Source organism: Tenacibaculum jejuense, from assembly GCF_900198195.1.
Classification (GTDB): Bacteria; Bacteroidota; Bacteroidia; order Flavobacteriales; family Flavobacteriaceae; genus Polaribacter; species Polaribacter jejuensis.
Genome location: NZ_LT899436.1, coordinates 1,462,416 through 1,488,821 on the forward strand (window position 1 = coordinate 1,462,416; position 26,406 = coordinate 1,488,821).

Here is a 26,406-nt window from a genome sequence, read left to right on the forward strand (position 1 = left end):
AATTAAATAAGATTATTAGATTTATTGTAATTTTAAAATAACTGTTTTGTGAATTGTGGAAGAGGTCTTTATTGAATTACAAGAGGATTGTTTTGAATTTGAAGCGATTTCTTTTGAGACGGTATTATAGTTTTTTTAATGCTCGAATTAATTGTTCTTTTTTCGCTTTAGAAACAGGAAGAATAGTTTTGTTTGATAAAAGGATTTCTTCATTTTTTTTGTGAAATTTCTCTACGTATTCAATATTGATTAAGTAGCGCTGATGAATTCTTATAAAAGAATAAGGAGCTAATTTTTCATCAAAAGACTTTAAAGATTTAGAAACTACAATTTCCTCTTTATTTTTTAAGGTGAAAATCGTGTAGCTATTTTCTGATGAAGCATAAATAATTTCTTCAATAGGAACAACATGTAAATGATCAATATCTGATAAAACTATTTTCTTACTTTGAGAATTATAATTGTGTAAAAAAGTATCTAATTTTTCTTTTTGATCGTTGTTGATTTTATTTTCAATTACCTTATCAATTGCTTGGCATATTTCGTTTGGAGTGAATGGCTTTAAAATAAAATCTAAAGCACTAAACTTAAAAGCTTGAATAGCGTATTTACTGTAAGAAGTGATAAAAATAATTTTAAAATCAGCATTAGGAAATTCCTTAAGAATGGAAAAACCTTCACCATCATCTAAGTTGATATCTAAGAAAATAAAATCTGGTTTATATGTATTTAAAATAGAAATGCCTTTTTCTATTGAAGTGGCAGTACCCAAAACTTTAATTGAAGGAAAGTTATTTTTTATGATATCCTGTAACACATCTACAGTATTTTTGTTGTCTTCAATAATTATACAATTCATTAGTAGCTTTTCTTAGGGAATAATAAAGAAACTGTTGTACCGCTAGAATTAGATTTGATCTCTTTTTGTATGAAATAGTTATGGGTTTTGGATAAGTTTTTAATACGTTCTTCTATTACATCTGAGCTTGAATATCGTTCTAATAATTGGTTATTGCTTTTACTTTTTACTCCCTTTCCATTATCACTAACAATAACTCTTATAAAGTCATTATTATTGTGATAACTAACAGAAACCAATCCGTTTTCTATATCTTTAATTCCATGTTGTAATGCATTTTCTATAAATGGTTGAATTAGCATAGGAGGAATTAAATATTCTGAAATTTCATCACTACTTTCTATTGAGAACGCTACATTATTCTGAAAATTACTCTTTTGTAAATTTAAATAAGCTTGCATTGCATCAAAATCTTCTCTCACAGTAATGAAATCTTTTGAAGTATTTTCAAACATTGAACGCATTAACTTACTGTAATTAGAAAGGTAGTTTAAAGATGTTTCTTTCTGATTTTTATAAATATAAGATTGAATATTATTCAAAGAGTGAAATAAAAAGTGTGGATTTAATTGTGTTTGAAGAAGTTTGTTCTGTAAAAAAGCTTTTTGTAAAGATTGTTTGGTTTTTTCATTTTTGAACCATAAAAATAAAAGTGTTCCTAACAAGAAAATAGTTACAATTCCTCCAATTAAAAGATTGTTTTGATTTTTTATTTTACTTTCTTGAAGTTCATTTTTAGTATTCAATAAGTTGATTTGTTGCTCTTTTTTATCAGACTCGTATTTTTCAGTGATTTCTGTGATTTTCTCTTTTTCTTTCTTCTTAGTTAAAGAATCTTTAGTTTGATCTTTTAATTCAGAAAAATCTAGCGCTTTTTTATAATTTTTTAATCCAGTGTAAGCCTTTTTGTAATTGTTATAAATATAGCTTTTTAGAACTCCATTTGATTTGGGTAAAGCGCTATCTAAATAAGTAATTGCTTTTTGATATTCCTTTTTTAGTAAATATGTATGTGCAATATTGTTGTATGTAAGCGAAAGGTTTTTATTCGTAGTTTTTTTCTTTAAATCTAAACTTTGTTTACCGTAAAATAATCCTTTGTTGTAATTGTTTTCTACGTCGGTATAATACAAAGAAAGATTAGAATAAATGACACCTAAAACACCATTAATATGATGTTTAATTGCTAAACTTTCAGCTTCTAAAGATGCTTTTTTAAATTTTGTATATTTTTTGTTCTCACGATAGATATTTGCAAGATTTGAAAGTATTTGGAGCTTTAGTAGCTCGTTTTTTTCTGCTAAATCAACTACTTTTTCTAAATAATCTTGTGCTTTTTCGTAATTTTTAAGTTGAGCATTAATAACTCCAATATTAGAGTAAGTGTTAAGAAGTAATTGCTGTTGTTGCGATTTTTCAGTTAAAGAAGCAGCTTTTACGTAAAGTTTAAGCGCTTGTTCTAAATCGCGTTTTCTATATAGTACAGTTGCTAAATTATGCCATATCTGTCCTTCTATGTGAAGGGGTGAAGATTTAGAAAGTAGCGAAGTTAGTATTGAATCTGCTTTATTAAATTCATTTCTAAAAATGTAAACGCTACTTTTTTGAATTTGGGCTTTAGTTATTAAAGTATCTAGATTTGTCTCTTTTGCGAAAGACAGTGCTTTTTCAGAATAGAAAAAGGCACTGTCTAAATTCTTTAGAAGGAAATTCTTAGATGTTTTGATGTTGTTTTCTACCTTTTCAGATACAGTGTTTTGACCTTTTAAGCTGGTCAAGTACATAAAACAGAAAGCTAGAAAAAGTTTCCTTTTAAAATTCATTTATACTTGAATTACACCTAAGTTAAAAGGTTTTTCAATTGGAGCATGATTAGCGGCTTCAATTCCCATTGAAACCCATTTTCTCGTGTCTAATGGATTAATAACTCCGTCTGTCCAAATTCTTGCCGCAGCGTAGTAAGGAGAGATTTGTTCGTCGTATCTAGATTTTATTTTATTAAATAATTCTGCTTCTTTTTCCTTCGTAATTTCTTCACCTTTTTTCTTTAAAGCAGCTGTTTCTATTTGTAATAAAACTTTTGCAGCTGAAGCTCCACTCATCACGGCTAACTCTGCACTTGGCCAAGCTGCGATTAATCTTGGATCGTAAGCTTTTCCGCACATGGCATAGTTTCCAGCACCATATGAATTTCCTATTACAATAGTAAACTTAGGAACAACCGAATTACTTACGGCGTTTACCATTTTTGCCCCGTCTTTAATAATTCCTCCGTGTTCAGATTTACTTCCTACCATAAATCCAGTTACATCTTGTAAGAAAACTAAAGGAATTTTCTTTTGATTACAGTTCGCTATAAAACGAGTCGCTTTATCCGCAGAATCAGAGTAAATTACTCCACCAAATTGCATTTCGCTTGGTTTAGTTTTAGCTCCTTTTGACTTTACAATCTTTCGTTGATTTGCTACAATTCCAACAGCCCAACCATCAATTCTTGCATAACCTGTAATTATTGTTTGTCCGTAACCAGCTTTATATTCATCAAATTCAGAATCATCAACTAAACGCTCTATGATTTCCATCATATCGTATTGCTCATTACGAGCTTTTGGTAAAATTCCAAAGATTTCATTTTCATCTTTTGCAGGTGCTTTGCTTTCAGTTCTGTTGTATCCAGCTTTTTCAAAATCACCAATTTTATCCATTACATTTTTGATTCTATCTAAAGCATCTTTATCATCTTTAGCTTTATAATCAGTAACTCCAGAAATCTCACAATGTGTAGTTGCTCCACCTAAAGTTTCGTTATCAATTGCTTCACCAATAGCGGCTTTCACTAAATAGCTTCCTGCTAAGAAAATACTTCCTGTTTTGTCTACAATTAAAGCTTCATCACTCATAATTGGTAAATAAGCACCACCAGCAACACAGCTTCCCATAACAGCAGCAATTTGAGTAATTCCCATGCTACTCATTACAGCATTATTTCTAAAAATTCTTCCGAAATGTTCTTTGTCAGGAAAAATCTCATCTTGCATTGGTAAATACACACCAGCAGAATCCACTAAGTAAATAATTGGTAATCTATTTTCTATTGCGATTTCTTGAGCTCTTAAATTTTTCTTTCCAGTGATAGGAAACCAAGCTCCAGCTTTTACGGTCGCATCATTTGCTACAACGATACATTGTTTACCTTTTACATAACCAATTTTAATAACTACACCTCCCGAAGGACATCCACCGTGTTCGGCATACATTCCTTCTCCAGCGAAAGCACCAATTTCTATGCTGTCTGTATCGTCATCTAATAAATATTCAATTCGTTCACGGGCAGTTAACTTTCCTTTTTCGTGGTGTTTTTGAATTCTTTTTTCACCACCACCTAATTTAACTTTAGCTAATCGTTGTCTTAGGTCCGATGCTAATAGTTTATTATGATCTTCGTTTTTATTGAAGTTAATATCCATAAAGTAGTCTGTTTGTTTTGTGATTGCTAAAATAACAAAATCAATGCAGATTTTTAAACCTTATTAGTTACTAGATTAAGGTTGATTTATTCTATGAAATAACGAATACTGATAAAATATGAAGCGAAATTTAATTCGTATCGTACGAATAATGATTACTTAAGAAAGAAAGGAGTAAATTATTTTAATTTCGTTTAAAAATAGAAATATGAGATATATTAAGTTATTGCTCCTTGTTATTGTTGTGGGGTGTAGCAGTACTAAAGAATTAAAAGGTTATTTTGAGAATCTAGAAGAATCAAGTGAGTTTAGTCCTAGTTCATATTCAATTCATATTAAAAACTCAAAGGAGGAAAGTAGTTTTGACAGAAAGGGAAATTTTAAACTTAAATATCCAAAAGAAGGAGGAACTATAGTTGTGAAAACAGATGAAAATTATCCTGTTTTAGAAAAAGTAATTCCTAGAGATGCAAAAGAAGTAATTATTTTAGTTGATGATGTTAGAGAAATGATGAGTTTTGTTAACAAAGAAGAAAATTTTGATAGCAAATACGAGAAAGCATTAGAAAAGTTTAAATTAATTATAGTTGTACCAGATCAGTATGCTATTTATCCAGGTTGTGAGAATGTAGGAGAGTCAAAGTATCAAAAATGTTTTCAGAGAAAAATAAACAAGCACGTAGTAAGAAAGTTTAATGCCGGAATAGCTAATGAAATTGGTTTGCCAGAAGGAGTAAAAAGACTATTAGTAGTTTTTGAGATTAATAAATTAGGTAAAATTGATATTATTTCAATAAAAGCACCACACCCTAGATTAAAAAAAGAGGTAGAACGCATTGTTAAGATATTGCCAGTTATGAAACCTGGAGAGAAAAGAAATAAGCCTATAAAATTAAGATATGCTTTACCAATTACATTTAGAGTACAGTAATGTAAAAGTGCAATAATACTAACTGTATATTTGCACTTTTTTTATTAGTTTTAGATTGTATTTTAATTATAAGAATTAATAATATCTTTTACTGAATTCTCTATTTCTTTATATCTAGCTCTTTTTTCTAAAATCCATGGTTCTGAAACACGATCAGTACAATCTTTTACAGCACATGACTCACAAGTAACACCTACCAATTGTTTTTCAAAAGTGTCTTCTTTTAAAAAGTTTACTTTTCTTTTTAAATGTGGAGATAATAGCATACCGATACTGATACTTCTATAGATGTCTTTTTTGAACGGATCTTTGTTAGCAGAAGACAATACTAAATATTCGTTATTTGAATTTTGGTATGAAGAAATCTGAATTCCTGATGCAGATTTCTGTTGATCTGAAGTGATAAAGTTTTGAATGGTTTTCAAGGAAACCCATCTTCTACAATAGTGTTCTTGATTTCTATTTGCGTGTGGTGATTGCTGTTGTGTAATATGTAATTCTTTACTTAAACGATATTTCGGAGCACCTTTTTTATAAGTGAATCGTAAAAAGAATAGGTTTTTAATATTAAAAGCTTTTGGTAAAATATTAGTTAAACGCTGATAAAAAGTCTCGTCTGAACAATTATAACTTTTAATGATTTTATGTAATCGTAGCGGATTCCAATCTTCTTTATCGAATAATTCTTTTAATTGCTGAATTAATTTTTTCTTTGGAATAATTAATGCTCCAGCAAAATAGGAAGCAATAAAATTATTTAAAACCTGATCGAAACTTTCAAATTTTATCCAAGGAAAAGTATACAAACGATCTTCAATTTTTAAAAAGTTATAGGCAATTTCTTTGGCAAGAATAAAAGTTCTTTGAGCTTCAGAAATTTCATTAGTTAATAAAAGAGTATTCTTTTTAGGAATGTATATGTTACGTAAATCTGTTAAGTTTTTATGTTTAGATAACTCTTCGGTATCTATTTTATAATTGAATTCTTCTTTTAAAACTTCTTCTAAATCTGCAGAAGTAATTTCTTTAGTTAAATCTATATGGTACGACTTTGCAAATTTCTCAACACTATCTTCAATATCTTCAAAATAATTGTTGTGTGCTTCTTGGTAAGAGCGTAAAGATGCTAAGAAGAAACTTTCCCGGGTTAAGTTATAATTCTGAGATATCTTAATTATTGTACTAATAAAAGCATTCACTTTAGCAGGAGCGTTAGCAACAATATCTATCAAGTTATTTTCTTGAATACCGAATAAGTCTAATGGAATTTCTTTTAAAATTTTAGACTGTAAAATTTCTCCAATAGGAGCTAAGTTTTTATCAAGCTTTAAAGAAACCAAATGATCATAAGGAACTTCTAAACTATCCGAAAGAATTGCAATCTTATCTGTTTTAGGATATTTTTTCCCTTTCTCTATTTCATTTAAATACGATTTAGATAAACCTGTAAGTTTAGCCAAGCCAAATAATGAAAGGTTTTTCTCTGTTCGTATTTGCTTCAGTTTTAGCCCAAAAATTAGGCGAATATATTCGTCTTCTATGATCATAAAATCAAATGTAAAAAATAAAGCGAACTTATAAAAATTAAAATTTTTTAAAATTTAGCGAACGTTCGCTTGTGGAGACCAAAAATATTTTATATCATTGTAGTGTAGTTTTTTAAAAAGAAGAAAAATGGAAACAAAAGCAATGTTAAATGAGATTCAATTCAAAGGATTTGAAGAACAGTCTTATCAATCAATTTTAACTCCAGAAGCTAAAGTTTTTTTAGTCGAGTTACACAATAGGTTTAATGCTAAAAGATTGGAGTTGCTAAAGGAAAGAGTCAAGATGCAAGTGTATTTTGATGAAGGAAATTTTCCTTCGTTTCCAGAAGAAACAGCTTCAATAAGAAATTCAGATTGGGTTTGTAAACCTTTGCCTCAAGATTTATTAGATAGAAGAGTTGAGATTACAGGTCCGGTTGATAGAAAAATGGTGATTAACGCTTTAAATTCTGGTGCTAAAACTTTTATGGCAGATTTTGAAGATAGTAATGCTCCAACAATTTCTAATATATTAAATGGTCAGCAAAATTTATTTGATGCTAATACGAAAACGATTTCGTTCTACAATGAAAAGAAAGATAAAACGTATCAGTTGAATGAAGAAACAGCATTATTGTTAGTAAGACCTAGAGGTTTACATTTAAATGAAAGACATTTTGTAGTTGATGGAGAAGAGATGTCGGGTTCTTTAGTTGATTTCGGATTGTACTTCTTTCATAATATTAAAGTATTACAAGAACAAGGTTCAGCAACTTATTTTTATTTGCCAAAATTAGAACATTATTTAGAAGCTCGTTGGTGGAATGAAGTTTTTGTTTTTGCGCAAGATTATTTAGGTATTGCTCAAGATACTATCAAAGCTACAGTTCTTGTTGAAACAATTACAGCAAGTTTTCAATTAGATGAAATTATATACGAATTAAAAGATCATATGGCTGGGCTTAATTGTGGTCGATGGGATTACATCTTCTCTTATATAAAGAAGTTTAGAAATCATGAAGGGTTTTTAGTTCCAGATCGTGCTCAGGTAACAATGAGCTCGCCATTTATGAAAGCATATTCTCAACGTGTAGTTCAACGTTGTCATGTAAGAAGAGTTCATGCAATGGGAGGAATGGCAGCGCAAATTCCTGTTAAAAATAATGAAGAAGCAAACAGTGCAGCTTATGCAAAAGTAGAGCGTGATAAACTTCAAGAAGTAAAAAATGGTCACGATGGAACTTGGGTTGCACATCCAGCTTTAGTAAAAGTAGCTATGGATGTTTTCAATGAACACATGCCAACTCCAAATCAAATTGACAACAAGCGTGAAGATTTAGTGGTTACAGAAGAAGAGTTAGTTGAATTACCAACAGGAACTGTAACTGAAAAAGGAATTCGTGAGAATATCAATGTGGGTATTTTGTATATCGAAAGTTGGTTGTCAGGAAATGGAGCAGCAGCATTATATAATTTAATGGAAGATGCAGCAACGGCAGAAATTTCAAGAACACAAATTTGGCAATGGCTACACAAAGGAGTTCGATTAGAAGACGAAAGAGCTTTTGATATAGAAATGTACAACGAGTTTAAAGCTCAAGAGGTAGAAAAAATTAAAGAATTAGTTGGTGAAGCGGCTTTTACTTCTAGAAGATTTGAATTAGCAATTCAATTGTTTGATGACTTAGTGTTGTCAGAAGACTTTGAAGAATTTTTAACCTTACCAGCGTACAAATACATATAGATAATAACTTCATTACGGGATTATTAAAACGAAAAAAGTAATCTGTAATTTCTTAACAAGAAGATTAATTAATGTCTCGTAATGATACAATAATATCAATGGGTTTCAATCCATTGAATAAAAAAAGCCCTAAAAATGCGGCAACATTTAAAGGGCGAGTCATTAATAAATTAAATAACTCAATAGCGAAATACAATATTATGAAAAATTTAGCACAAGGAAGTTATAGTTCAACTTTAGAAACTGTAAGAACTTTAAAGGAAAAATTCGGGAATTCATGGAGTGCTATTAGTCCTGAAAATGCAGCAAGAATGGCAACTCAAAATCGTTTTAAAACTGGTTTAGATATTGCTAAGTACACCGCTTCTATCATGAGAGAAGATATGGATGCTTATGATGCTGATCCTGCTAATTACACACAATCATTAGGATGCTGGCATGGATTTGTAGCTCAGCAAAAAATGATTTCAGTAAAGAAACATTACAAAACTACTAGTAAAAGATATTTATACTTATCTGGTTGGATGGTAGCTGCGTTACGTTCTGAATTCGGACCGTTACCTGATCAATCAATGCATGAAAAAACAGCTGTGCCAGGATTAATCGAAGAGATTTATGATTTCTTACGTCAGGCAGATGCTATAGAATTAAATGATTTATTCAGAAGGTTAGAGGCTGGAGAAGATGTACAAGATCAAATCGATAATTTTGAAACTCATGTAGTGCCAATTATTGCTGATATTGATGCTGGTTTCGGAAACGAAGAAGCTACTTATTTATTAGCTAAAAAAATGATTCAGGCTGGTGCATGTGCTATTCAGATCGAAAACCAAGTTTCTGACGCAAAACAATGTGGTCACCAAGATGGAAAAGTAACTGTACCACACGAAGATTTCGTGGCAAAATTAAATGCAGTTCGTTACGCGTTTCTAGAATTAGGTGTTGAAGATGGAGTTATCGTAGCGAGAACAGACTCTGAAGGAGCTGGCTTAACTCAAAAATTACCAGTAAGTCAAGAGCCAGGAGATTTAGCTTCTCAATATTTAGATTTCGTAGAGTGTGAAGAAGTTTCTATCGATGAGGTTTCTAACAACGAAGTATTATTAAAAAGAGATGGAAAATTAGTTCGTCCTGTAAGATTAGCGAACGGATTATATAAGTTCAGAGAAGGAACAAATATTGATAGAGTAGTTTTAGATTGTATTACAAGTTTACAAAATGGAGCAGATTTATTATGGATTGAAACTCCAACGCCACACGTAGGTCAGATTGCTGCAATGGTAAATAGAGTTAGAGAAGTAATTCCAAATGCAAAATTAGTATATAACAATTCACCTTCATTTAACTGGACATTAAACTTCCGTACGCAAGTTTATGATGCAATGGTAGAAGCTGGAGAAGATGTATCTGCATACGATAGAGCTAATTTAATGGATGTGGCTTATGATGGAACTGAGTTATCTAATCGAGCAGATGAGAAAATTAGAACTTTCCAACAAGATGGTTCTAAAGAAGCTGGAATCTTCCATCACTTAATTACGTTACCAACATATCATACAACTGCTTTACATATGAATGATTTAACTGAAGGTTACTTCGGTGAAGAAGGAATGTTAGCTTATGTGAAAGGTGTACAAAGACAAGAAATTAGAAAAGGAGTTTCTTGTGTGAAGCACCAAAGAATGGCAGGTTCTGATTTAGGTGACGATCATAAAACATTCTTCTCAGGAGATAATGCGTTAAAAGCAGGAGGAGAGAAGAATACATCAAATCAATTTGAAGTGAAAAGTACTGAAGCAGTTTTAGAAGAAACTTCAGTAAATATTTAAAATTAACGCTGAAACTTTTTTTGAGTTTTAGAGAGTTGTTTGTTTACATAAATTTCTAGTTTGAAGTGAAAAGCTACTTAATTTTTTAGGTAGCTTTTCTTTTTTTATAGAATTATTGTAACATTTTAAGTAAAAACGATACTTATAATTGTTGAATAATTATTTCTTGAAATAATTTTTTTTAACGAAATTGCTAACTTTAAAAATTGTACAACTAAAAAAACTTACACGAAATGTCTGATGATTTTGATTTACTAGAAACAAATTCTAGCGAGAGAACTGAAAAAGTAGATGTGAACTGGGGGAAAGCTATAGATAGTATGAAGTCTAAGCTTGCTCAAGAAGACGATCCGCAAACACGTCAAAAAATATTAAATGCAACATTAGATGATGTTGTAAATATGGCGGAAAAAGATAGAACTACTTTATTAGATGCAATTAAGGATTTAACAGACTATCAAGACGAAGTAGGTATTATTTTTGAAAAATTTTCTTCATTAAACGCAGAAGAACAAAAAATTATCGACGATGCTCAAAAGGCATTAGAGAGAGCAAAAATTGAATTAGAGGATGCTCAAAATAAACCAGATACTTGGTGGAATAACCTCTGGGGAAGAAAAAGTAAAATTCAAAAGGCTGAAGAAGAATTAAAACAAGCTGAAAAAACACGTAGTAGTGCAGATAATAAAGCCAAAGCTAAGTTTCAAGAGCGTATTGAAAGTGCAGATGTTCAAACTTTATTAGGTGAATTATCATATAAATCTCAAGCAGCTGTAACACGTTTAAAGAACCGTGAAATTGAAATCAAAGAGGTTGAAGAGAAATTACAAACAGCTATTGTAGAAGCTTCAAAAAATCATACGAAAGCTTTAGAGAAGAAAAAAGAAGTTGAAGCTCAGTTAGAAGAGCAGTATGCTTTATTAAAACAAGCGCGTCAAGAATTAGAAGAGATTGCAGATAAGCAGTCAACTGAATATTCAGAGGCTATTGGTAAAGTAACATCTTTAGAGCAAAAAGTAGAAGAATTAGAAGGTTTAAAAAGTGCTTACACCACTTTAGCAGCGAGTAAAGATAGTTTTGTGCACAAGCATAACTTAACAATTAAAGTATTAACATCTTTACGTAGTAATTTACAAACACATAGAGCAAAATTAAAATCAGATACTGAAGAGCGTTTAAAATATTACGATGGTTATATCGTAGCTTTAAAAGCTAGAACAGATCAAGAGTTTGCTGCTATTTTAGAACATTTAGGTGTTAAAACAGATGAGCATATTGGTGAAACTTTAGCGGCTATGCACACAGCAAGTGCTAAAGCTCGTCAAGAAATGATGGATAATATTCCAGTACACGAAAAAGTAATGCAAGGTGTATATAGTTCTTATGCAGAAGCATTACAAGAAATTAGAGAGAAAGATTCTGAGATTCAAAAGAACTTTGCAGATCGTTACGGAATTGATATGAAAGAATTGTTTGAAGATTATTATAAAGCTGACGGAACTGCTCCAACTGGAGGAGATGAGCCTTCAAATGATCCAGAGCCAGAAACAAGTGATGACGATTTATTATCGTAACAAATATTAAAGCGGTAATCTTTTACCGCTTTTTTTATCCAAAATATTTATAAGATTTTTAGTAATACAATATAGAATATGATTGTAACTCCTTTAGATTCTGCTACATTAGATTCAAAAGAACAATATGTGTTTTACCATAAAATGTTAGACTTTGTTCTGAAAGAACTTTTAGTGAACATTCAAAAGCAGAATTTATGTAGTCATCAAGAATTAACCATATTTAAACAATATTCAGATTTATTCTTGTATTCCATAGAAGCCATGCGTATTAAATATATGTATGATGAAGAAGAGAATATGAAAATAGATCTTACAGAGTCTGGTTTTCCCAATTATTTAGAATTCAGATATCTCTACAATGATTTAGATTTAAGAAACGAATATATAAGTAAGCTTGAAAATGTAGATGATATTAAGGAGGAATTTTTAGATACACTATTACGTAAGAAAGAGCCTATTAAGAGAAGAAGATTGTTTCAAGCAGCTTCAATTGTGTATTATAACTCTGTAAATCCTAAGTACATTTTCAAAAAATTTGTACAAGGAAAAGTGATTAATGCACCAGAAAATAGCCCTGCAAAATATATTACGAGTTGGAGTTTTTATGATGTGTCTGATAACAGACCTTACATCTGCTTTATGTATTTTGATTATGAAGGAAAAAGGTCAAATGATTTTAAAGAACCTTTATATAAAGTATTAAAAGAAACTGCCGATAGAAAAATGGCCTTAGATACTATGGCGCATAATATCGATAGAAAACTTGGTGATATTCACCCGAAATATATCAAACGATTAGATTTAGGTCCGCTTCACAATGTGTTTGCTAAAGATGAAAATAAGATAACACATGCAATATTAGAAGGAATTGCTAAAAAACAAATTCCATTAGAATCGTATGCTTTATCATTTAAAACTGATGAGGTTTTTTCTGGTAGTACATTTACTGAAGGCGGTTTTTTCTCAAAACAAACCTATCAAAAATGGAATGAAGTTGATCGTAGAAAATACGTCTTTGCACCGCACAGAATCATTCAATTATTACATAGTAAAACTCCTGAGGTATTAAACAAGTTGGCAAAAGAGCCGATTCAAACTTCAGATTTAAAAATAAGTATGTAATTATATTCTACTTGAAAAAGATTTAAAAATGAATAAAAAAAATCTTACAGATAAACTGACTGAAGAATTAGGTTCTCTTTTGAAAAATAGAAAAATGACTTATAAAATTCAATTAGGTCTTTTAATAATCTCTTATATAGGTTTTGGTTATGTCTATTTCTATTTAAAAGGAGATGTGTTTTTACCCTTGTTTGTAATTAGTATGCTATACATTTCAATGATTTACAAAGATTTCAAAAATATAAAGGAAATAAAGAAAGAATTAAATTCTAGAGAAAAAGAAAATAAAATAATCAACTAAAGAAAAATGGAACACAACTCAACTTTCCCTATAAAACAAAATGAATTAGATGTGCTTCGCGATGAAGCAAGTGGATATTTAAAAAGTATTCAATGGGAACAAAGTCAACGAGCAAAAAATAAAGATAAAGATGCTAAAGATGAATCAATTTTATTGTTTTTATCGAAGGCAAAAGGAGGAAGTGGAAGTTCAGAAATTACATCTGTTTCTAAAACTATATTAGCATTAAAGAAAAGGTTATTACCAGATTCAATTGCTATTCCTGTGTATTTAAATCAAACTTTATTTGCAGTTCAAGAAGGATTAACTTTAGGAATTTGGATTAAAGATAGTTTTACAGATGCGTCAGGTTTATCAAGTTTATCTGAAAGAAAATCTGCATTAGATGCAAATGGAAGAAGAGAGTTTGAAAGTAAAATGCAAACTGCTACAGCTTTTCAGTTATTTGCTACATCATATAAAATACTGCACGACTTAAAAGAACATGCTTCAGATGATTTGTCTGTGATGAAGCAGAAATTTGCTGGAATTCCAGAGGTGTCTTTTTTAACACCATTAAAAGGAATTTCATGTTGTCTGTTTTATTATGAAAAATATTTATCACATCCAGATATCATTAAGTCAGATAAAGATGTAATAGATTTCACTGTAGTGTATTTTGAAGCTTTAATTGATGAAATTAATTTAAGAAAAAGCAGTTTAGAATATACTGAGACAATTACAGACAGAACTTACAAATTAGAAAATTCTGACTTTGCTGTTTCAGGATGGGAAAATACATTTAGCGGAACAGCAAAGAGTGTTGAGTTTAATAAAATTCAGTTCGAGCAAATCGTAGGAAATAAAGATGCAAAACATTTTGCTCGTCGTTTAACAGAACGTATGTTAAGTTACGATTTTGATGCTCAGAAGAATCCATTCCAAGAATTGGGTGGCTTTATGCCTGTATTTATGGGATACGGAATTCCGGGTACCGGAAAAAGTATGTTAATTGCTGCAATTGCTACGCGATTAAAAGAGCATTCAGATAATTTAGAGATTCCGTTCTTATTTCATCCAATGCCAGATACATTAATCTCTACTTTTCAAGGAGGATCAGCAGAAAAAATGGTAGAATGGATGAAACCAATGCAAGACCCAACGAAATTAATTTTTGCACCAATTGATGATGCGGAAAATAATTTACAAGAGCGAACTGCACAAGGTGTTTCTGCTGGTGTAAAAGAAGTTATAGGTGTTTTCTTACGTTACACAGAAGGAGCTTACGCGGTTAATTATGGGAATAGTTCGATTGGGTTATTTACGAATCTACCAGAAATGCTAGATAAAGCTGTGATTTCTCGTGTACAAGGAAGGTTTAAAATTGATGGTGCAAGAACAGAAAATGACTTTTTAGATCAAGACCATATTTGGTGGAGAAAGTTTGAGAAAACAATGCCAGAATTTGTAAATATGGCAGGACCTTCTGGTTATAACTATTTAGCAGATCAAGGATTTGTAAAAACGATGGGAGATGTTTTAAATAGCATAGAAAAACCTACAGAAGCTCGTGTTCATGAAGTTTACGATCGTGTAGAAAAACAATTTAAAACTAACGAGCATATGTTCTTCGCAAGTTTATATAAAGAAATGCAAAAAGCGTTTCCGTTTTTCTCTTCAAGAGATGTGAGAAATATTCAATCTGCAATTTCATTACGTTTAACCGATTTCGATCTAGAGCAAGATTGGTTCGATAATCCTGAGATTTATTTTAAGAAAGATTACGAGACGAAATTCAATATGCTAAAAGAACTGATGAAAGAGAATATGAAAGGATTAGATTTCTCTGAAATTAGACGTCAAGAAGTGGTACGTTATTTAGATAATGTGGCAACTATTGCAGATACTGATTTCAAGAGAAAAGTAGATGCTCGAGTAAATCAAATGAATATTGAATTAGAGGCAAGAGCACAGTTTGAAAAACGATAAGAACTAAATGACTTTTATATCAGAGTTTGTCATTGGTTTCTTCAGAGTTATTGTAATTGAAATTATTTTAGAATTTTTTATCTATGGAATATTCAAAATAGTATTACAAGTTTATAAATGGATAAAGAATAAAGTAAATCATATATTTTTTACTTAAAAAGAGAAAAACTATAATGACAATTAAAAATAGACTCAAAAATATCACACGAAGTATTTTGTCTAATGAATGGGGAACACTTTATAAAGTTAACTTCGATTTTTTATTTAAAGATGGAAAATGGAAAAACCTCTCCAGAGAAACTTACGATCGAGGAAGCGGAACATGTATTTTATTGTTTAACAGAGAAAAAGGAACTGTTATCTTAACGAGGCAGTTTCGTATGGCCATTTACAATGAAAATTCTTCTGAAGAAGGAATGTCTATTGAAGTTTGTGCAGGATCTATTGATGATAATGAAAACCCAGACGATTGCGTAATTAGAGAGGTAAAGGAAGAGGTTGGTTACGAAATTAAAAAAGTAAAAAGAGTTTTTGAAACACATATTTCTCCAGGCGCTACAACTGAAAAATCTTACATGTATGTGGCAGAATATACAGAAGATATGAAAGTAGATTCGGGAGGTGGAGTAGAGGAAGAAGATGAAGAAATTGAAGTGTTAGAACTTTCTTTTCAAAAAGTGTTACAAATGATTGAAGAAAAAGAAATAAAAGACGCAAGAACAATTATGATGGTACAATATGCTCAAATACATAAGTTACTAAAAGTATAAGGTTAATGTATGAAAGTTATGAACGAAAGCGCCTTTGATAAGTTTGAAAACTTATATAAAGAACCTAAAATAGCAGAGATTCATACTCGAGTTTTTGCTTTTATTTTAGATTTTTTGTTTTTTTTCATGATAGGTAAAGCTATTGGTTTATTGTCTGGTACAGATCATAGTACTGTTATATTATCTTTAAACTTAAGTGGTGTATTTATACTTTTGTTTTTAGGTATAGGTGTTTTTTTATGGCCTGTTAGTGAAGGTTTATATGGACAAACCATTGGGAAAAGATTATTAGATATAAAAGTAATAGCGAATAAAGATAAATCAATGCATATAGGAAGAGCTTTTGTACGTTTTTTATTAGGTTTTGTTGATTTAATTTTTCTTCTGGGAATAGTAGTTGCTATTTTTGATAAAAGAAATAATAGATTAGGGGATATTTTGGCAGATACTTCGGTAATACAGAGTAAATACAATGGATAAACTAAAAGAAGCAGATTTATATAAAGGAGAATTAATTCCTATTAGTGGTAAACTAGTAGAACGTTACAATAAGTGTTTGGTAAAATTAGGTTTTACTGAAACTAAGTTAACATCTTTTTTTATCGATGGAATTGGATGGAGTCCCGAAGTTGCAGAAGAAAAAGGGGAAATTCATTATTTAAATAATGGAGAAGCGAATCCGCATTGTATTATCATTACTCCACTTCAAAAAGGATTACCAGTGTACAATCCATTTCATTCTTTCGATAGAGAATTAATGAAACAAGTATTTAAAACGCATCAAACGAATATAGAAAATATAACTAGAGATTCTGCTATTTGTGTTGATTTCGATCAAAGAATAGATGTGTTTTATGAACCTTTAGATGTATTGAAATACAAAGACATAATTGTACGTTTTCGTTTGGTAGATAATTTAGATCAAGCACAAAAAGAACAATTAGAGCTGATAGAATTATTTAAAAGAGATAATAATTTTGTCGATGAAGAAATTCATCAAAAATTATTAGAATCTGCAAATACGTATGGTGATTTAAGAGAAAGAGTCATAGATATTAAGGACATCACATTTAATGTAGATTCATTTTTTACCGAAGCATTCGGAGGGATTTTCGTAATTAAAAGTTTCCTATCTCCAATTTTAGTGTTCCAAGATATAGATGCTTACAAAGAAGCGATAAAAGATACAAGTCATGATGTATTAATGTACCATATTGGTCATGATCAATTGATAGAAAAACTACAGTCACATTTAATTATAGAATTTGACTTAAATTCAGAAATCACAAAAAGAAGACATGAACGTGTAAAAAAGTTTTTACTTTCAAAACATTTAGAAAATACAACTCATGAAATGAAGGATATTTTAGAAGATCCAATGTTGTTTAAGAGCTATTTGAATAAGATTGATATTAGCGCTAGAAAAAAAGTAATGAGTGTCGATCGATATTTAGAAAAGAAGAGTTCAGGAACTTTTGTAAAAGTTGAAGATATTATAGATGAAGAAGTACGTGTAGCATTACATAGTCCACATTCATCATTAAAACCAAGCGAACAAGATTTAATTTGGAAATTATTGGTAAGTATTTCTCCAAAAGATGTTTTATTCTTGTATTGGTACGATAAAGAAGAGTTTTATAAACGTTATAAAAATTGGAGTGACTCAATGAAAGATTGGGTTATTCAAACGATTAAAAATAATATTTAATTCAAAAAAAGAAAAAGCAAAATTGGTATGGGATTATTTGATTTTTTAAGCAATAAAAAAAACGATTCATCGAAAAAAGAATCAAAAGAAAATAACGTTGGAAAAAGTGATTTTTTTCTTTCAATGCAAAAGTATAGCGAGCATATCAAGTTATTTATGAATATGCAACTTCAAGGAAACTATGCGCCCATATCTGCTTATGAAAATAATGATGGAGAAATTGTAGGTTTCTTATATACTGTTGGAGATGATAATTCTTATGTATTGTCTGCTGATATGGCAATACTAAAAATGGAAGAACGTTTTGAACAGTTGTTAAAACAAAACAAAATAGTTTCGTATACCATTTTTTATCATTCTCAATTTAACAACGATAACAATCATGCAATTGCAAATACAGACGAAGAGTTAAAAGCAATTTCTATCACATACAACTTTAATAATCATCAAAAAGGTAAAATTGGCTTACCTTATGTTTTTGATAAGGATAAAATTAATTATGGAGAATTTGCGGAGTTTACAACAAGTCAGAATAATGATATTTTGAAGACGAATCTACTCGAAGGCAAAAATTATTTTGAAGATAGAATAGAAATTACAGCGCCAAGTTTTGAAAATGAATCAGGAATAATTGTTAAAAAAGCAAATACATTAAGTTTAAGTAATACATGGGGAGGTGTTTTTGGTTTTGAAACATATAGAACAGAAGAGGGCAGTAAAATATTACATGAATATTTCGCTTTTGCATTAACCAAAGAACCTAAATTAAAAAGAGATAATTTATCAATATCTGAAGTAGAATTTGATGATGTTAATTTTAAAGCTATAACCCATCAAGGTGAACTTAAAACGATTTTACCAGTAGTAAAAACAGCATATCAATTAAACTTTGAAACAAAAGAAATTGTTGAATGGGAAAATATAGATAATCTTGAAGCTATAGTTTCAGGAAGAGGTAGAGATACTTTTGGATTATGGTATTTCGCGACAGATTATGCAGAAAACAGAGCAATATATTTAACTCAAAAAAAGATCAATGTTAATTTAAGTGGAATTGTATTCGTCTTAGATATTCATAATGGCGATACTTCAAACAGTGAAGTAAAATATAGCAAAGATTTTACGATGTACATGCCTAGTAATGATCTACCAAACTATGGATGTTTCGATTTTATAGGAGAATTAGAGAGTTTTAAAGAGAGTTATCTTTTAAACGATAAAAGTAGTAAAGGCTATTTATTGAATGTTAGGTTAATTACAAATCAAGATGTGAAAGACTTTTTTACTATTGATATGTACGTGGCAAAAGAAAATATGCGATTCTCTGAATTACATGTAGGAATGAAATTAACCGGAATGTTTCAATTACAAGGAAGCATTGCATCATAAAAACAAATAATTAACTAAGTTTGATGATAAGAGTTTTTTAAATAATAACTTACTTATTTCAAACGCTAAACTTGCAACAGCATATGTTAACACTAGAAATTATACTTTTTGTAGCAGCGATTTTATTCGGAATTGTATGGTATTGGAAAGAATCTAAGGGAAATGGGATTTATCGATTTTTTAACAAGTTGATGAATTCAAAAGAATTACAAATGAAAGCAACAGAAACAAAAGGATTTGTTTATGGTCAACCTTTTTTATTACGTTTAGTATTTGTTGCAGTACTTTTTATCATTGGTATTTTAATCGTACGCTTTTTAATCCCTATAGATATTGCCACAATTTCTGCTTTTGCTTCTATGATCGTAGGTACTTTAATAGGAACTTATGTTGCAGGTGGAGTTTTTAAATCTGCTGAAGTAATTGATGAACATTCAGATTCACTAGAAGATTTAGTTCAAAATACCATAGAAAAAGGAAAAGATTTTATTGAAGATTTAAAGTCAGATACCAAAGAAGGAATTAAAGAAGAGGTTAAAAAAGAAGAAACACCTAAAGAAGAAAAAAAGAGTGCTAGAGAGCGTTTAAAAGACAAAGGATATTTATAGTTTAACCATTTGAGTTCAAAACTTAATTAAGAATAACATCATTTGAAATCGAGTTCAATCGAAATCAAAATCAAATACATCTAACAAAATGATCAAAAGATATTGGAATAAAGGAAGCAAACAAAAGTTCGTTGTCATATTTTGGACTTTAGTGATTTTATTGGCCTTATTTATATTAAGAGACGATTTTCAGCCAGCTTTACTTTTTCTTAGGAAATATATTTTTATAATTCTATTATCATTTACCGTACTATTTTTAGGAATCAGAAAATTCCGAAGAACAGCCGGAGCTGGAGGTAGAATAGTTTCTTTATTCGGAATGATTGTGTTTTTTGGAATATTATATTTCGTTGGATGGCAATACAAAATGTACGATTATATTAAAACATATAATGTATTTAACGATTTAAATAAGTATGAAATCAGTGAGTTACCGTTAACTCAGAACGAACGTATACAGCCTTTAATGAATATTTTTTCTATGGCAAATGAGTCGGTAGGAGAAACAAAAGACGTGTCATTACCACATTTAGTTCGTATAGATTCTGTAAATAAATGGACAATGGCAATTCAGCCTACAGAAAAATACGCTTGGCAAGGAATGACAGATAATACAGAAGAAGTTTTTGCCGTATCTAGTACAACACCTTTTCCTAGGTTTTCTAGTGAAAATAGAATTCCGGTTACTTTTTCAATTGGTGAATCTTTAAAATTTAGTAGAAATACATACAATGCTGTAGTACAGCGCTTCAATATTTTTCAGTTATTTACGATGGAACCTAGTGATACCTATTATATGAAAAACGATAAAGGAGCTTGGGTTCAAGTAGTAAGTTTAATAAGATGGAGAGGATTCTTTTTTCCTTATCCAACTTTTGGTGGAGTGATGATTATTGAAAATGGAGCACACGATTTTAATGATTATGTAGAACGTATTTTCTTCGGTAAAGGAACTTTTGTCGCTCCAAAAGACATGAAGAAATATCCATTTTTAACACGTCAAAATACTTTAGCAGAGAAAGTTTCTCGTTTACAAGCAGAATCTTTAAAATTCTTGGGTGGATTTAGCGATCCTTTACCATGGAATATGAAAACAGCAGTTAAAATTCCAGATTTAGCAGATGATCAAAATCAGCAGCCTTTTGTAACAGATTTTGATTTTTCCGATACTAGTTTAGATGCCTACAGTGGATTATATCATTGGTTTGGTTTAGAACCTGTTGGAGATGAGCGAACGAGTTTAAGTTTTAGTGTATTTATTCCTGCCGATGGAACAGATAAATTATATTATTATGATCATGCGGCAAAAAAACAAGGTTATGCAGGAGTTTCAGCAATGCCTTTAAAAGTAATTGAATCGAGAAAAGAATTTGATTGGTCTGTAAATAAACCCGTAGAGTTTAGACCGTACATTAAAAATATTGCTGGAAGAAAACGTATGTTTTTCTTAGGAACTATTTCAGCAATTCGAGACGAATCTAGTAATTTCGATGGTTCTGCAACTCCAGATTTAGCGTTAATTGATAGTGAATATAGAGATGTCGTTTGGATAGATGCTAAGCATCCAAGCAAATGGGATGAAAATGTTTTTGAACAATTGGGAGAAGCTTGGAAAGAAAGTGAAACATCTAACGATTATTTCAAGATTAATTCTAAACTTTTTGAAAAAGAAAAATCTGTTGTGTTAGATTCAATGAGTACAAAACTGAATGAACTTGAAAATAAACTACAGATACAAAAATTACAACAACAAATTGATTCTATAAAAGCTTTAGGAAAAGAACCTAAAACAGAGTAATAACAAAATAAAGACTTAAAAATTTTCAATACTTGTGATTGAAAGAGTTTGGCAAAATAAAAAACCATACTATGTATGAAATAGTATGGTTTGTATTTTATTCTAAAATAGTATATCGGAAAATAAATTAAAATCCTCCGTTACCACCAGAAAGTCTAATACATAATTGACTACAATATTGTCCACCTTCGCTAGTGTAGTTATCTAAACCAGATATACACTCGTCAAGACAATGGATCATACAGAACTCTCCTCCTGTAATTGTAGTTTGCTCTTTTTTGTTAAGCTTTTTCCCTAAATTTGAAATGTTTTTTAACATAGATATATTTTTAAAGGTTAATGTTGTTAAATGTACATATTTAGATATTACGAATTTGTTAAATAAAACATAATATATTTTAAAAATGTTAAAAGAATTTGTGTTTTTGGTTCTTTATTTCTTAAAAAAAACGCGTAAAAAGAAAAGAGTTATTTAATACAATGTATTAAATTTTAAAAATTAGCTTAAAAATGAATATATATACCAAAATACTAACTACCAGATATTATTATCTAGAACATATAAAATTAATACCACCTTCATGGTTAGCATTATGTCATACTTCATTTTTACATACTGTAAATATTTTTTTAATCGTATTACATTTCGATTTTAAAGTAAACTTTTTAGGAAATCAAATATTTGATATCGGTGTAATATTGCTTGCAGTTTTATTAGTTGGTTTGCATTATCTTTTAGTTGTAAAAAGAAAAGCTTTTCCTGAACGTGTAAAAGAAATATCAGTTAATTCATTCAAATTGTATGATGGAATACATTTAGTGTACGAATTATTTACTATCAGCTTCTATTTTTATGTTTATCAAATGTCTCCGATAAACTTCTTTTACATCGTAATTGCATTAGTAGCATTATTTCTATACAGACACTTTTTAACTGAGAAATAACTATAAACGATATTTATTTCTGGAATGTTTTTTGTTGCAGATCTGTAATAAAAAACATTTGAAATGAGAAAAAGAAAGCCGAATATAAAAGAAACGAGTTCCTTATTTCCGATAGTTACTTTTTTTTGCGTAGCAATACTCTTTATTTTTTCTAATTTTTATACACCAAAATGGAATTTTAAATGGAAAGGAATTAGAAATGAAATCAAAGATTCAATTATCGCGTTAGATACTTATGGAACAATTACAGGGGATGCAGTAGGTTATGCAGGAAGAACGCCGCAACAATTTTATAGACAAAAATGGATATTAAAAAATGCTACACCAAGTGAGTTGTATAATTTATTAGATTATCCAAGCGGAGCTGTAAAAGCCATTGCTTATGAAGGATTAATGTACAATCCAAAAGTAAAAAAGTATCCTCTATTTAAGCGATCATTAAACGACACGTTAACATTTGTGTTTTCTCAGTACGGTTGTGAAGGTTCTGGAGCTATGCTTTCAGATTATGTGATTAATTTTATAGCTAATATCGATAAAGGAGTCCCTCCAAGATATAATCCACCAGAAATAAAACTTTCAGAAGAGGAAAAGGATGAAATCCTAAAGCTCTTTTACAAAAGAAAAGCAAAAGAGAATTATTACATGAAAGAGTTTTATAAAACCTTAAAGTAATTTTTGAGTGCATACTATATTGATGTCGTTTTTTTACTATTGAACATTATTTTTTCGATTCATATTTGCGATATAAAAACAAATAAAATGAAAAAAGTAATTATAGTCCATTTGGAGATTAAACAAGAAAGTAGAGAGAGCTTCATGAAAGAAACTTTTTCAATAACATCAAAAAGTAAAGAAGAAATAGGGTGTTTAGAATACAATGTACTAGAAAATTGTTATTCAGAAAATAAATTTATGATTTACGAAGTTTATGAAAATAATAAAGCTTTTGATGATCATAAAGAAAGTGAACATTATAAAAAGTATATCAGTTTTGTAATGCCTATTTTAGCTAAAGAACCTGTAATAGAAATTTATTAATGTATTCTAATACATCTTATTTACCAGGAAAACAATTAGAAAAATATATAGATCGTTATTATCTTTTTGAAAAAGAGGATAACGATTTATTTCAGTTACCAAAGATTTTACCAGGTACAGGTTTAGAGTTGGTTTTTCATTTAGAAACAACGTTATCTGTCAACAATATTGTATTACCTGAAGCTCATACGATTTGTCCAAGAAAAAGTATTTCTTTTGATAAAACAGATAAGGCTTCTTTTTTATCAGTTCGTTTTAAAAGTGGGAGATTTCGACATTTTACTAAATGGAGTTTTTTAGATTTAAATGACCAGTTTATTTCAGTTGATAAACTCTGGGGAAATATTGGAAGCGAATTGATCACAAGATTGAAAAACCTCAAATCTATTGAAGCCAAAATTAGGTGTATCGATACTTTTTTATTAAAAATGTTCAATGAAAATTACAATTCAGATGATGAAAAATGGAATCCAATTATTGATGAATTGTATTATCAATACAATGCTATTAATCTAGCAGATCTTTCAAATAAACTACAATTAAGTATTCGTCAATTTCAAAGAAACTTTAAGAGTCAATTTGGAATTACTCCTAAGAAATTTCAACAAATAGCAAGAATGCAAAGTATTGTAAAAAAAGGACTATTGAATAACGATAAGAATTATTTAAGTACAATATATGATAGCGGTTATTTTGATCAAAGTCATTTCATCAAAGATTTTAAAGCCATGGTAAAAAGAAAACCCTTAGAATATTTTAATGAACAGAACTTTACAACAAATTTTTACCACAAGTCTATTAGCTCTAATTAGAATATAAAATCAAGGCAACACCAATCATAATTCCTGCCAATGGTAATAATTTCTTACGTTTATTCTTTTCTTTAAATAAAATTCCACCTAATACTACAGCAATAATTAATTGACTTCTTTTAATAGCCGATAACAACATAATTAAGGCTTCTGGATCTTGTAATGCTTTAAAATAAAAATAATCTGCAGTTTGTAATAAAACTCCAACAGCTGGAATCGACCAACGCCATTTAAAAGCCTTACGTTTCTCAATCTTCGGAAACCAAATAATACTTAAAATGATTAAGAGAATAAGTATACAATAAAAACAGAACCAGAATTGTAAAGTTTGCGGATTTAAATGAATTTTCTGAATTAAAAATTTATCATATAATCCACTAGAAGCTCCTAAAAAAGTAGCGCCGATTATAGCGTAAATCCATTTATTATTTTTAAAAATTATTCCTTCTTTTTTTCCTACTTGAGAATATAAATACACAGAAAAAATAATTAAGAAAAAACCAATCCATTGATATAAATTTGGGCGTTCTTGATATAAAAATATAGCTCCTAAAAAAGTAAAAAATGGCCCACCAGAACGAATCGGAGCAACAATTGTTAAAGGTAAATGTTTAAGTGCCTGATAAGCTAAAATCCATGAAGAACACATAATCATAGATTTTATAAAAATGTAACCATGTTTTTCTAAAGGAATATCCTGGATTAGAAAACCAGCTTTTAATGTTGCTTCTGGAAAAAAATGAGTTCCAATATAAAAAGGTAGTAAAATTAAAAGTCCGCTAATTAAAGTCCCCAGTAATACAGGATAGACTTCATTATTTTTTACTGCGTGTTTTTTGCATAAGTTGTGTAAACCTAAAAATAAGGCAGCTAAAAGGCCTAAATACATCCACATAATTCCTGTAAATTTTGCTTTTCAGGCTGCAAAACTAGATATTATGAATGATTTAGACCTTAATTTTTTAAAAGTTTTAAAATTAAATCACGCAAGCGTTATCGTAATTTAAAGTCCTTTATATACCATTTTAATATCGCTACGCTTGTAAGGTGAATTAGCTTCTAAAGGAACTTCTACAAAACCATATTTTCTGTAAATATAAATAGCATTTTCTAACAAAGTATTTGAGTAGAGTAGGAGTGTGTTGAATTGTTCTTGCTTAGCAAATTCAATACATTTTGTAATTAATTTCTGCCCAATTTTATGACCTCTATGTTCAGGAGAAACAGCCATTTTTGTAAGTTCAAAAGTTCCGTTTTCATCAAGAGGCATCAATGCTACGGTTCCTACAATTTCGTCGTTTAGTTTTGCGAAAAATATATGTCCACCTTTATCAATAATATATTGTTTTGGTTTTCCTAAAACTTCTTCATCGAAAGGTTCTACGTAAAAATAAGTCTGCAACCATTCAATGTTTAAATCGTAAAAACTAGAGGCAAACTCCTCTGAGAAGTTTATAATTTCTAGTTGCTTTTTGTTGTTTGCAATGTAATGTTCCATAATAGCATCACTAAATTTTTTTTGAATGAATTTCTTTTCTAGTTTATTAATATGTTCAATTAAAGAGTCTGATGTAATTCTTGTGTAGTCTTTAATAGTGTACTCTATACTTTTCCATAATGGTTGAATTTGCTCTGCTAATTTTTTTCCTTTCTCAGAAAGCGCAATCAACTTTTTACGTTTATCATTAGGATGTTCTTTAAGGACAATCAATCCTTTTTTATCAAGTTTATTAATGACTTGTGTAGTTGCTGGCTGAGAGGTTTTTAAACTCTGATTGATTTCTGTGTTTGTCACTTCTTCTTTATGAAGAATAATTTTAAATGTTGGAAACAAATACGGATCAAAGTCAAAACCAAAATGATCGTAAACTACTTGAGTATCTTTCATCATGTATTCACTTAATCTCTTTAGTCGAGACCCTATACCAATTTCACCAATTCCTTGTAAAGCATCCATATTAATATATTTAAATATATAAGTACTTATACAAATATATAAATTTTTCATATG

General features: G+C 29.7%; 24 protein-coding genes. 17 read left to right on the top strand and 7 right to left on the bottom strand.

Annotated features, from left to right (window positions below; all coding sequences use genetic code 11):
- Positions 1-124: 124 nt before the first annotated feature.
- From AQ1685_RS06660 to AQ1685_RS06670, 3 genes are read right to left on the bottom strand one after another with little or no spacing between them, the layout of a single operon-like run.
- Entirely contained in the window at positions 125-859 is a 735-nt protein-coding gene (locus AQ1685_RS06660) for a LytR/AlgR family response regulator transcription factor (protein ID WP_095070593.1), read from the bottom strand.
- Positions 859-2,643, bottom strand: a complete 1,785-nt coding sequence (locus AQ1685_RS06665; protein ID WP_162288554.1) for a tetratricopeptide repeat-containing sensor histidine kinase — start codon at positions 2,641-2,643, stop codon at positions 859-861. The genes AQ1685_RS06660 and AQ1685_RS06665 overlap by 1 nt, the downstream gene beginning before the upstream one ends.
- 39 nt (positions 2,644-2,682) lie before the next feature.
- Positions 2,683-4,326: an acyl-CoA carboxylase subunit beta gene (locus AQ1685_RS06670; RefSeq protein ID WP_095070597.1), complete on the bottom strand. Its 1,644-nt coding sequence runs from the start codon at positions 4,324-4,326 to the stop codon at positions 2,683-2,685.
- A gap of 208 nt (positions 4,327-4,534) precedes the next feature.
- On the opposite strand from AQ1685_RS06670, the gene AQ1685_RS06675 reads away from it, so the two are divergent.
- Entirely contained in the window at positions 4,535-5,257 is a 723-nt protein-coding gene (locus AQ1685_RS06675; protein ID WP_095070599.1) for a hypothetical protein, read from the top strand.
- Between the two features lie 62 nt (positions 5,258-5,319).
- Here AQ1685_RS06675 and AQ1685_RS06680 read toward each other — a convergent pair whose 3' ends face one another.
- Positions 5,320-6,804, bottom strand: coding sequence for a helix-turn-helix domain-containing protein (locus tag AQ1685_RS06680; RefSeq protein ID WP_095070600.1), 1,485 nt, complete (start codon positions 6,802-6,804; stop codon positions 5,320-5,322).
- Positions 6,805-6,931: 127 nt separating this feature from the next.
- Here AQ1685_RS06680 and aceB point away from each other — a divergent pair, with 127 nt between their 5' ends.
- From aceB to AQ1685_RS06740, 12 genes are all read left to right on the top strand, one after another.
- Positions 6,932-8,527 carry a malate synthase A gene (aceB, locus tag AQ1685_RS06685; RefSeq protein WP_095070602.1) on the top strand — a complete coding sequence of 532 codons (1,596 nt, stop codon included), beginning with the start codon at positions 6,932-6,934 and terminating at the stop codon, positions 8,525-8,527.
- Between the two features lie 200 nt (positions 8,528-8,727).
- Entirely contained in the window at positions 8,728-10,356 is a 1,629-nt protein-coding gene (locus AQ1685_RS06690; RefSeq protein WP_095075018.1) for an isocitrate lyase, read from the top strand.
- 233 nt (positions 10,357-10,589) lie between these two features.
- On the top strand, positions 10,590-11,930 hold the full coding sequence (locus AQ1685_RS06695) for a microtubule-binding protein (protein WP_095070604.1): 1,341 nt from the start codon (positions 10,590-10,592) through the stop codon (positions 11,928-11,930).
- 78 nt (positions 11,931-12,008) lie between these two features.
- A complete protein-coding gene (locus AQ1685_RS06700) occupies positions 12,009-13,055 on the top strand; it encodes a hypothetical protein (protein WP_095070606.1) in 1,047 nt (348 codons plus the stop codon).
- Between the two features lie 28 nt (positions 13,056-13,083).
- A complete protein-coding gene (locus AQ1685_RS06705) occupies positions 13,084-13,356 on the top strand; it encodes a hypothetical protein (RefSeq protein ID WP_095070608.1) in 273 nt (90 codons plus the stop codon).
- Between the two features lie 6 nt (positions 13,357-13,362).
- Complete coding sequence (locus tag AQ1685_RS06710; RefSeq protein ID WP_095070610.1) at positions 13,363-15,324, top strand: AAA family ATPase; 1,962 nt, start codon at positions 13,363-13,365, stop codon at positions 15,322-15,324.
- A 173-nt stretch (positions 15,325-15,497) separates the two neighbouring features.
- Entirely contained in the window at positions 15,498-16,094 is a 597-nt protein-coding gene (locus AQ1685_RS06715) for an NUDIX domain-containing protein (RefSeq protein WP_095070612.1), read from the top strand.
- Between the two features lie 9 nt (positions 16,095-16,103).
- Positions 16,104-16,574, top strand: a complete 471-nt coding sequence (locus AQ1685_RS06720; RefSeq protein WP_095070614.1) for an RDD family protein — start codon at positions 16,104-16,106, stop codon at positions 16,572-16,574.
- Complete coding sequence (locus AQ1685_RS06725; protein WP_095070616.1) at positions 16,567-17,802, top strand: DUF6638 family protein; 1,236 nt, start codon at positions 16,567-16,569, stop codon at positions 17,800-17,802. The genes AQ1685_RS06720 and AQ1685_RS06725 overlap by 8 nt, the downstream gene beginning before the upstream one ends.
- A gap of 27 nt (positions 17,803-17,829) precedes the next feature.
- On the top strand, positions 17,830-19,191 hold the full coding sequence (locus tag AQ1685_RS06730; protein WP_095070618.1) for a hypothetical protein: 1,362 nt from the start codon (positions 17,830-17,832) through the stop codon (positions 19,189-19,191).
- An 83-nt stretch (positions 19,192-19,274) separates the two neighbouring features.
- Positions 19,275-19,799 (top strand): hypothetical protein, encoded by a 525-nt coding sequence (locus AQ1685_RS06735; protein WP_095070620.1) that lies wholly within the window; start codon positions 19,275-19,277, stop codon positions 19,797-19,799.
- An 88-nt stretch (positions 19,800-19,887) separates the two neighbouring features.
- Positions 19,888-21,597 (top strand): hypothetical protein, encoded by a 1,710-nt coding sequence (locus AQ1685_RS06740; RefSeq protein ID WP_095070622.1) that lies wholly within the window; start codon positions 19,888-19,890, stop codon positions 21,595-21,597.
- A 127-nt stretch (positions 21,598-21,724) separates the two neighbouring features.
- Here the strand turns inward: AQ1685_RS06740 and AQ1685_RS06745 are convergent, their stop codons facing one another.
- Positions 21,725-21,916 carry a hypothetical protein gene (locus tag AQ1685_RS06745; protein ID WP_095070624.1) on the bottom strand — a complete coding sequence of 64 codons (192 nt, stop codon included), beginning with the start codon at positions 21,914-21,916 and terminating at the stop codon, positions 21,725-21,727.
- Positions 21,917-22,107: 191 nt separating this feature from the next.
- Between AQ1685_RS06745 and AQ1685_RS06750 the strand changes: the two genes are divergently transcribed.
- From AQ1685_RS06750 to AQ1685_RS06765, 4 genes are all read left to right on the top strand, one after another.
- Positions 22,108-22,542: a hypothetical protein gene (locus AQ1685_RS06750; RefSeq protein WP_095070626.1), complete on the top strand. Its 435-nt coding sequence runs from the start codon at positions 22,108-22,110 to the stop codon at positions 22,540-22,542.
- Between the two features lie 63 nt (positions 22,543-22,605).
- Positions 22,606-23,217, top strand: coding sequence for a hypothetical protein (locus tag AQ1685_RS06755; protein ID WP_095070628.1), 612 nt, complete (start codon positions 22,606-22,608; stop codon positions 23,215-23,217).
- 87 nt (positions 23,218-23,304) lie between these two features.
- Positions 23,305-23,583 carry a putative quinol monooxygenase gene (locus AQ1685_RS06760; protein ID WP_095070630.1) on the top strand — a complete coding sequence of 93 codons (279 nt, stop codon included), beginning with the start codon at positions 23,305-23,307 and terminating at the stop codon, positions 23,581-23,583.
- Entirely contained in the window at positions 23,583-24,395 is an 813-nt protein-coding gene (locus AQ1685_RS06765; protein ID WP_095070632.1) for a helix-turn-helix domain-containing protein, read from the top strand. The genes AQ1685_RS06760 and AQ1685_RS06765 overlap by 1 nt, the downstream gene beginning before the upstream one ends.
- Here AQ1685_RS06765 and AQ1685_RS06770 read toward each other — a convergent pair.
- Together AQ1685_RS06770 and AQ1685_RS20620 are read right to left on the bottom strand one after the other, a co-directional pair.
- Positions 24,388-25,290: a DMT family transporter gene (locus AQ1685_RS06770; RefSeq protein WP_095070634.1), complete on the bottom strand. Its 903-nt coding sequence runs from the start codon at positions 25,288-25,290 to the stop codon at positions 24,388-24,390. The genes AQ1685_RS06765 and AQ1685_RS06770 overlap by 8 nt on opposite strands.
- Before the next feature lie 108 nt (positions 25,291-25,398).
- Positions 25,399-26,352 (bottom strand): bifunctional helix-turn-helix transcriptional regulator/GNAT family N-acetyltransferase, encoded by a 954-nt coding sequence (locus AQ1685_RS20620; protein ID WP_162288555.1) that lies wholly within the window; start codon positions 26,350-26,352, stop codon positions 25,399-25,401.
- Positions 26,353-26,406: the final 54 nt, after the last annotated feature.

Coding starts and splice junctions, on each gene's coding strand:
- AQ1685_RS06660 (WP_095070593.1), bottom strand. CDS start 859: ATGAATTGTATAATTATTGAAGACAACAAAAATACTGTAGATGTGTTA.
- AQ1685_RS06665 (WP_162288554.1), bottom strand. CDS start 2,643: ATGTACTTGACCAGCTTAAAAGGTCAAAACACTGTATCTGAAAAGGTA.
- AQ1685_RS06670 (WP_095070597.1), bottom strand. CDS start 4,326: ATGGATATTAACTTCAATAAAAACGAAGATCATAATAAACTATTAGCA.
- AQ1685_RS06675 (WP_095070599.1), top strand. CDS start 4,535: ATGAGATATATTAAGTTATTGCTCCTTGTTATTGTTGTGGGGTGTAGC.
- AQ1685_RS06680 (WP_095070600.1), bottom strand. CDS start 6,804: ATGATCATAGAAGACGAATATATTCGCCTAATTTTTGGGCTAAAACTG.
- aceB (WP_095070602.1), top strand. CDS start 6,932: ATGGAAACAAAAGCAATGTTAAATGAGATTCAATTCAAAGGATTTGAA.
- AQ1685_RS06690 (WP_095075018.1), top strand. CDS start 8,728: ATGAAAAATTTAGCACAAGGAAGTTATAGTTCAACTTTAGAAACTGTA.
- AQ1685_RS06695 (WP_095070604.1), top strand. CDS start 10,590: ATGTCTGATGATTTTGATTTACTAGAAACAAATTCTAGCGAGAGAACT.
- AQ1685_RS06700 (WP_095070606.1), top strand. CDS start 12,009: ATGATTGTAACTCCTTTAGATTCTGCTACATTAGATTCAAAAGAACAA.
- AQ1685_RS06705 (WP_095070608.1), top strand. CDS start 13,084: ATGAATAAAAAAAATCTTACAGATAAACTGACTGAAGAATTAGGTTCT.
- AQ1685_RS06710 (WP_095070610.1), top strand. CDS start 13,363: ATGGAACACAACTCAACTTTCCCTATAAAACAAAATGAATTAGATGTG.
- AQ1685_RS06715 (WP_095070612.1), top strand. CDS start 15,498: ATGACAATTAAAAATAGACTCAAAAATATCACACGAAGTATTTTGTCT.
- AQ1685_RS06720 (WP_095070614.1), top strand. CDS start 16,104: ATGAAAGTTATGAACGAAAGCGCCTTTGATAAGTTTGAAAACTTATAT.
- AQ1685_RS06725 (WP_095070616.1), top strand. CDS start 16,567: ATGGATAAACTAAAAGAAGCAGATTTATATAAAGGAGAATTAATTCCT.
- AQ1685_RS06730 (WP_095070618.1), top strand. CDS start 17,830: ATGGGATTATTTGATTTTTTAAGCAATAAAAAAAACGATTCATCGAAA.
- AQ1685_RS06735 (WP_095070620.1), top strand. CDS start 19,275: ATGTTAACACTAGAAATTATACTTTTTGTAGCAGCGATTTTATTCGGA.
- AQ1685_RS06740 (WP_095070622.1), top strand. CDS start 19,888: ATGATCAAAAGATATTGGAATAAAGGAAGCAAACAAAAGTTCGTTGTC.
- AQ1685_RS06745 (WP_095070624.1), bottom strand. CDS start 21,916: ATGTTAAAAAACATTTCAAATTTAGGGAAAAAGCTTAACAAAAAAGAG.
- AQ1685_RS06750 (WP_095070626.1), top strand. CDS start 22,108: ATGAATATATATACCAAAATACTAACTACCAGATATTATTATCTAGAA.
- AQ1685_RS06755 (WP_095070628.1), top strand. CDS start 22,606: ATGAGAAAAAGAAAGCCGAATATAAAAGAAACGAGTTCCTTATTTCCG.
- AQ1685_RS06760 (WP_095070630.1), top strand. CDS start 23,305: ATGAAAAAAGTAATTATAGTCCATTTGGAGATTAAACAAGAAAGTAGA.
- AQ1685_RS06765 (WP_095070632.1), top strand. CDS start 23,583: ATGTATTCTAATACATCTTATTTACCAGGAAAACAATTAGAAAAATAT.
- AQ1685_RS06770 (WP_095070634.1), bottom strand. CDS start 25,290: ATGTGGATGTATTTAGGCCTTTTAGCTGCCTTATTTTTAGGTTTACAC.
- AQ1685_RS20620 (WP_162288555.1), bottom strand. CDS start 26,352: ATGGATGCTTTACAAGGAATTGGTGAAATTGGTATAGGGTCTCGACTA.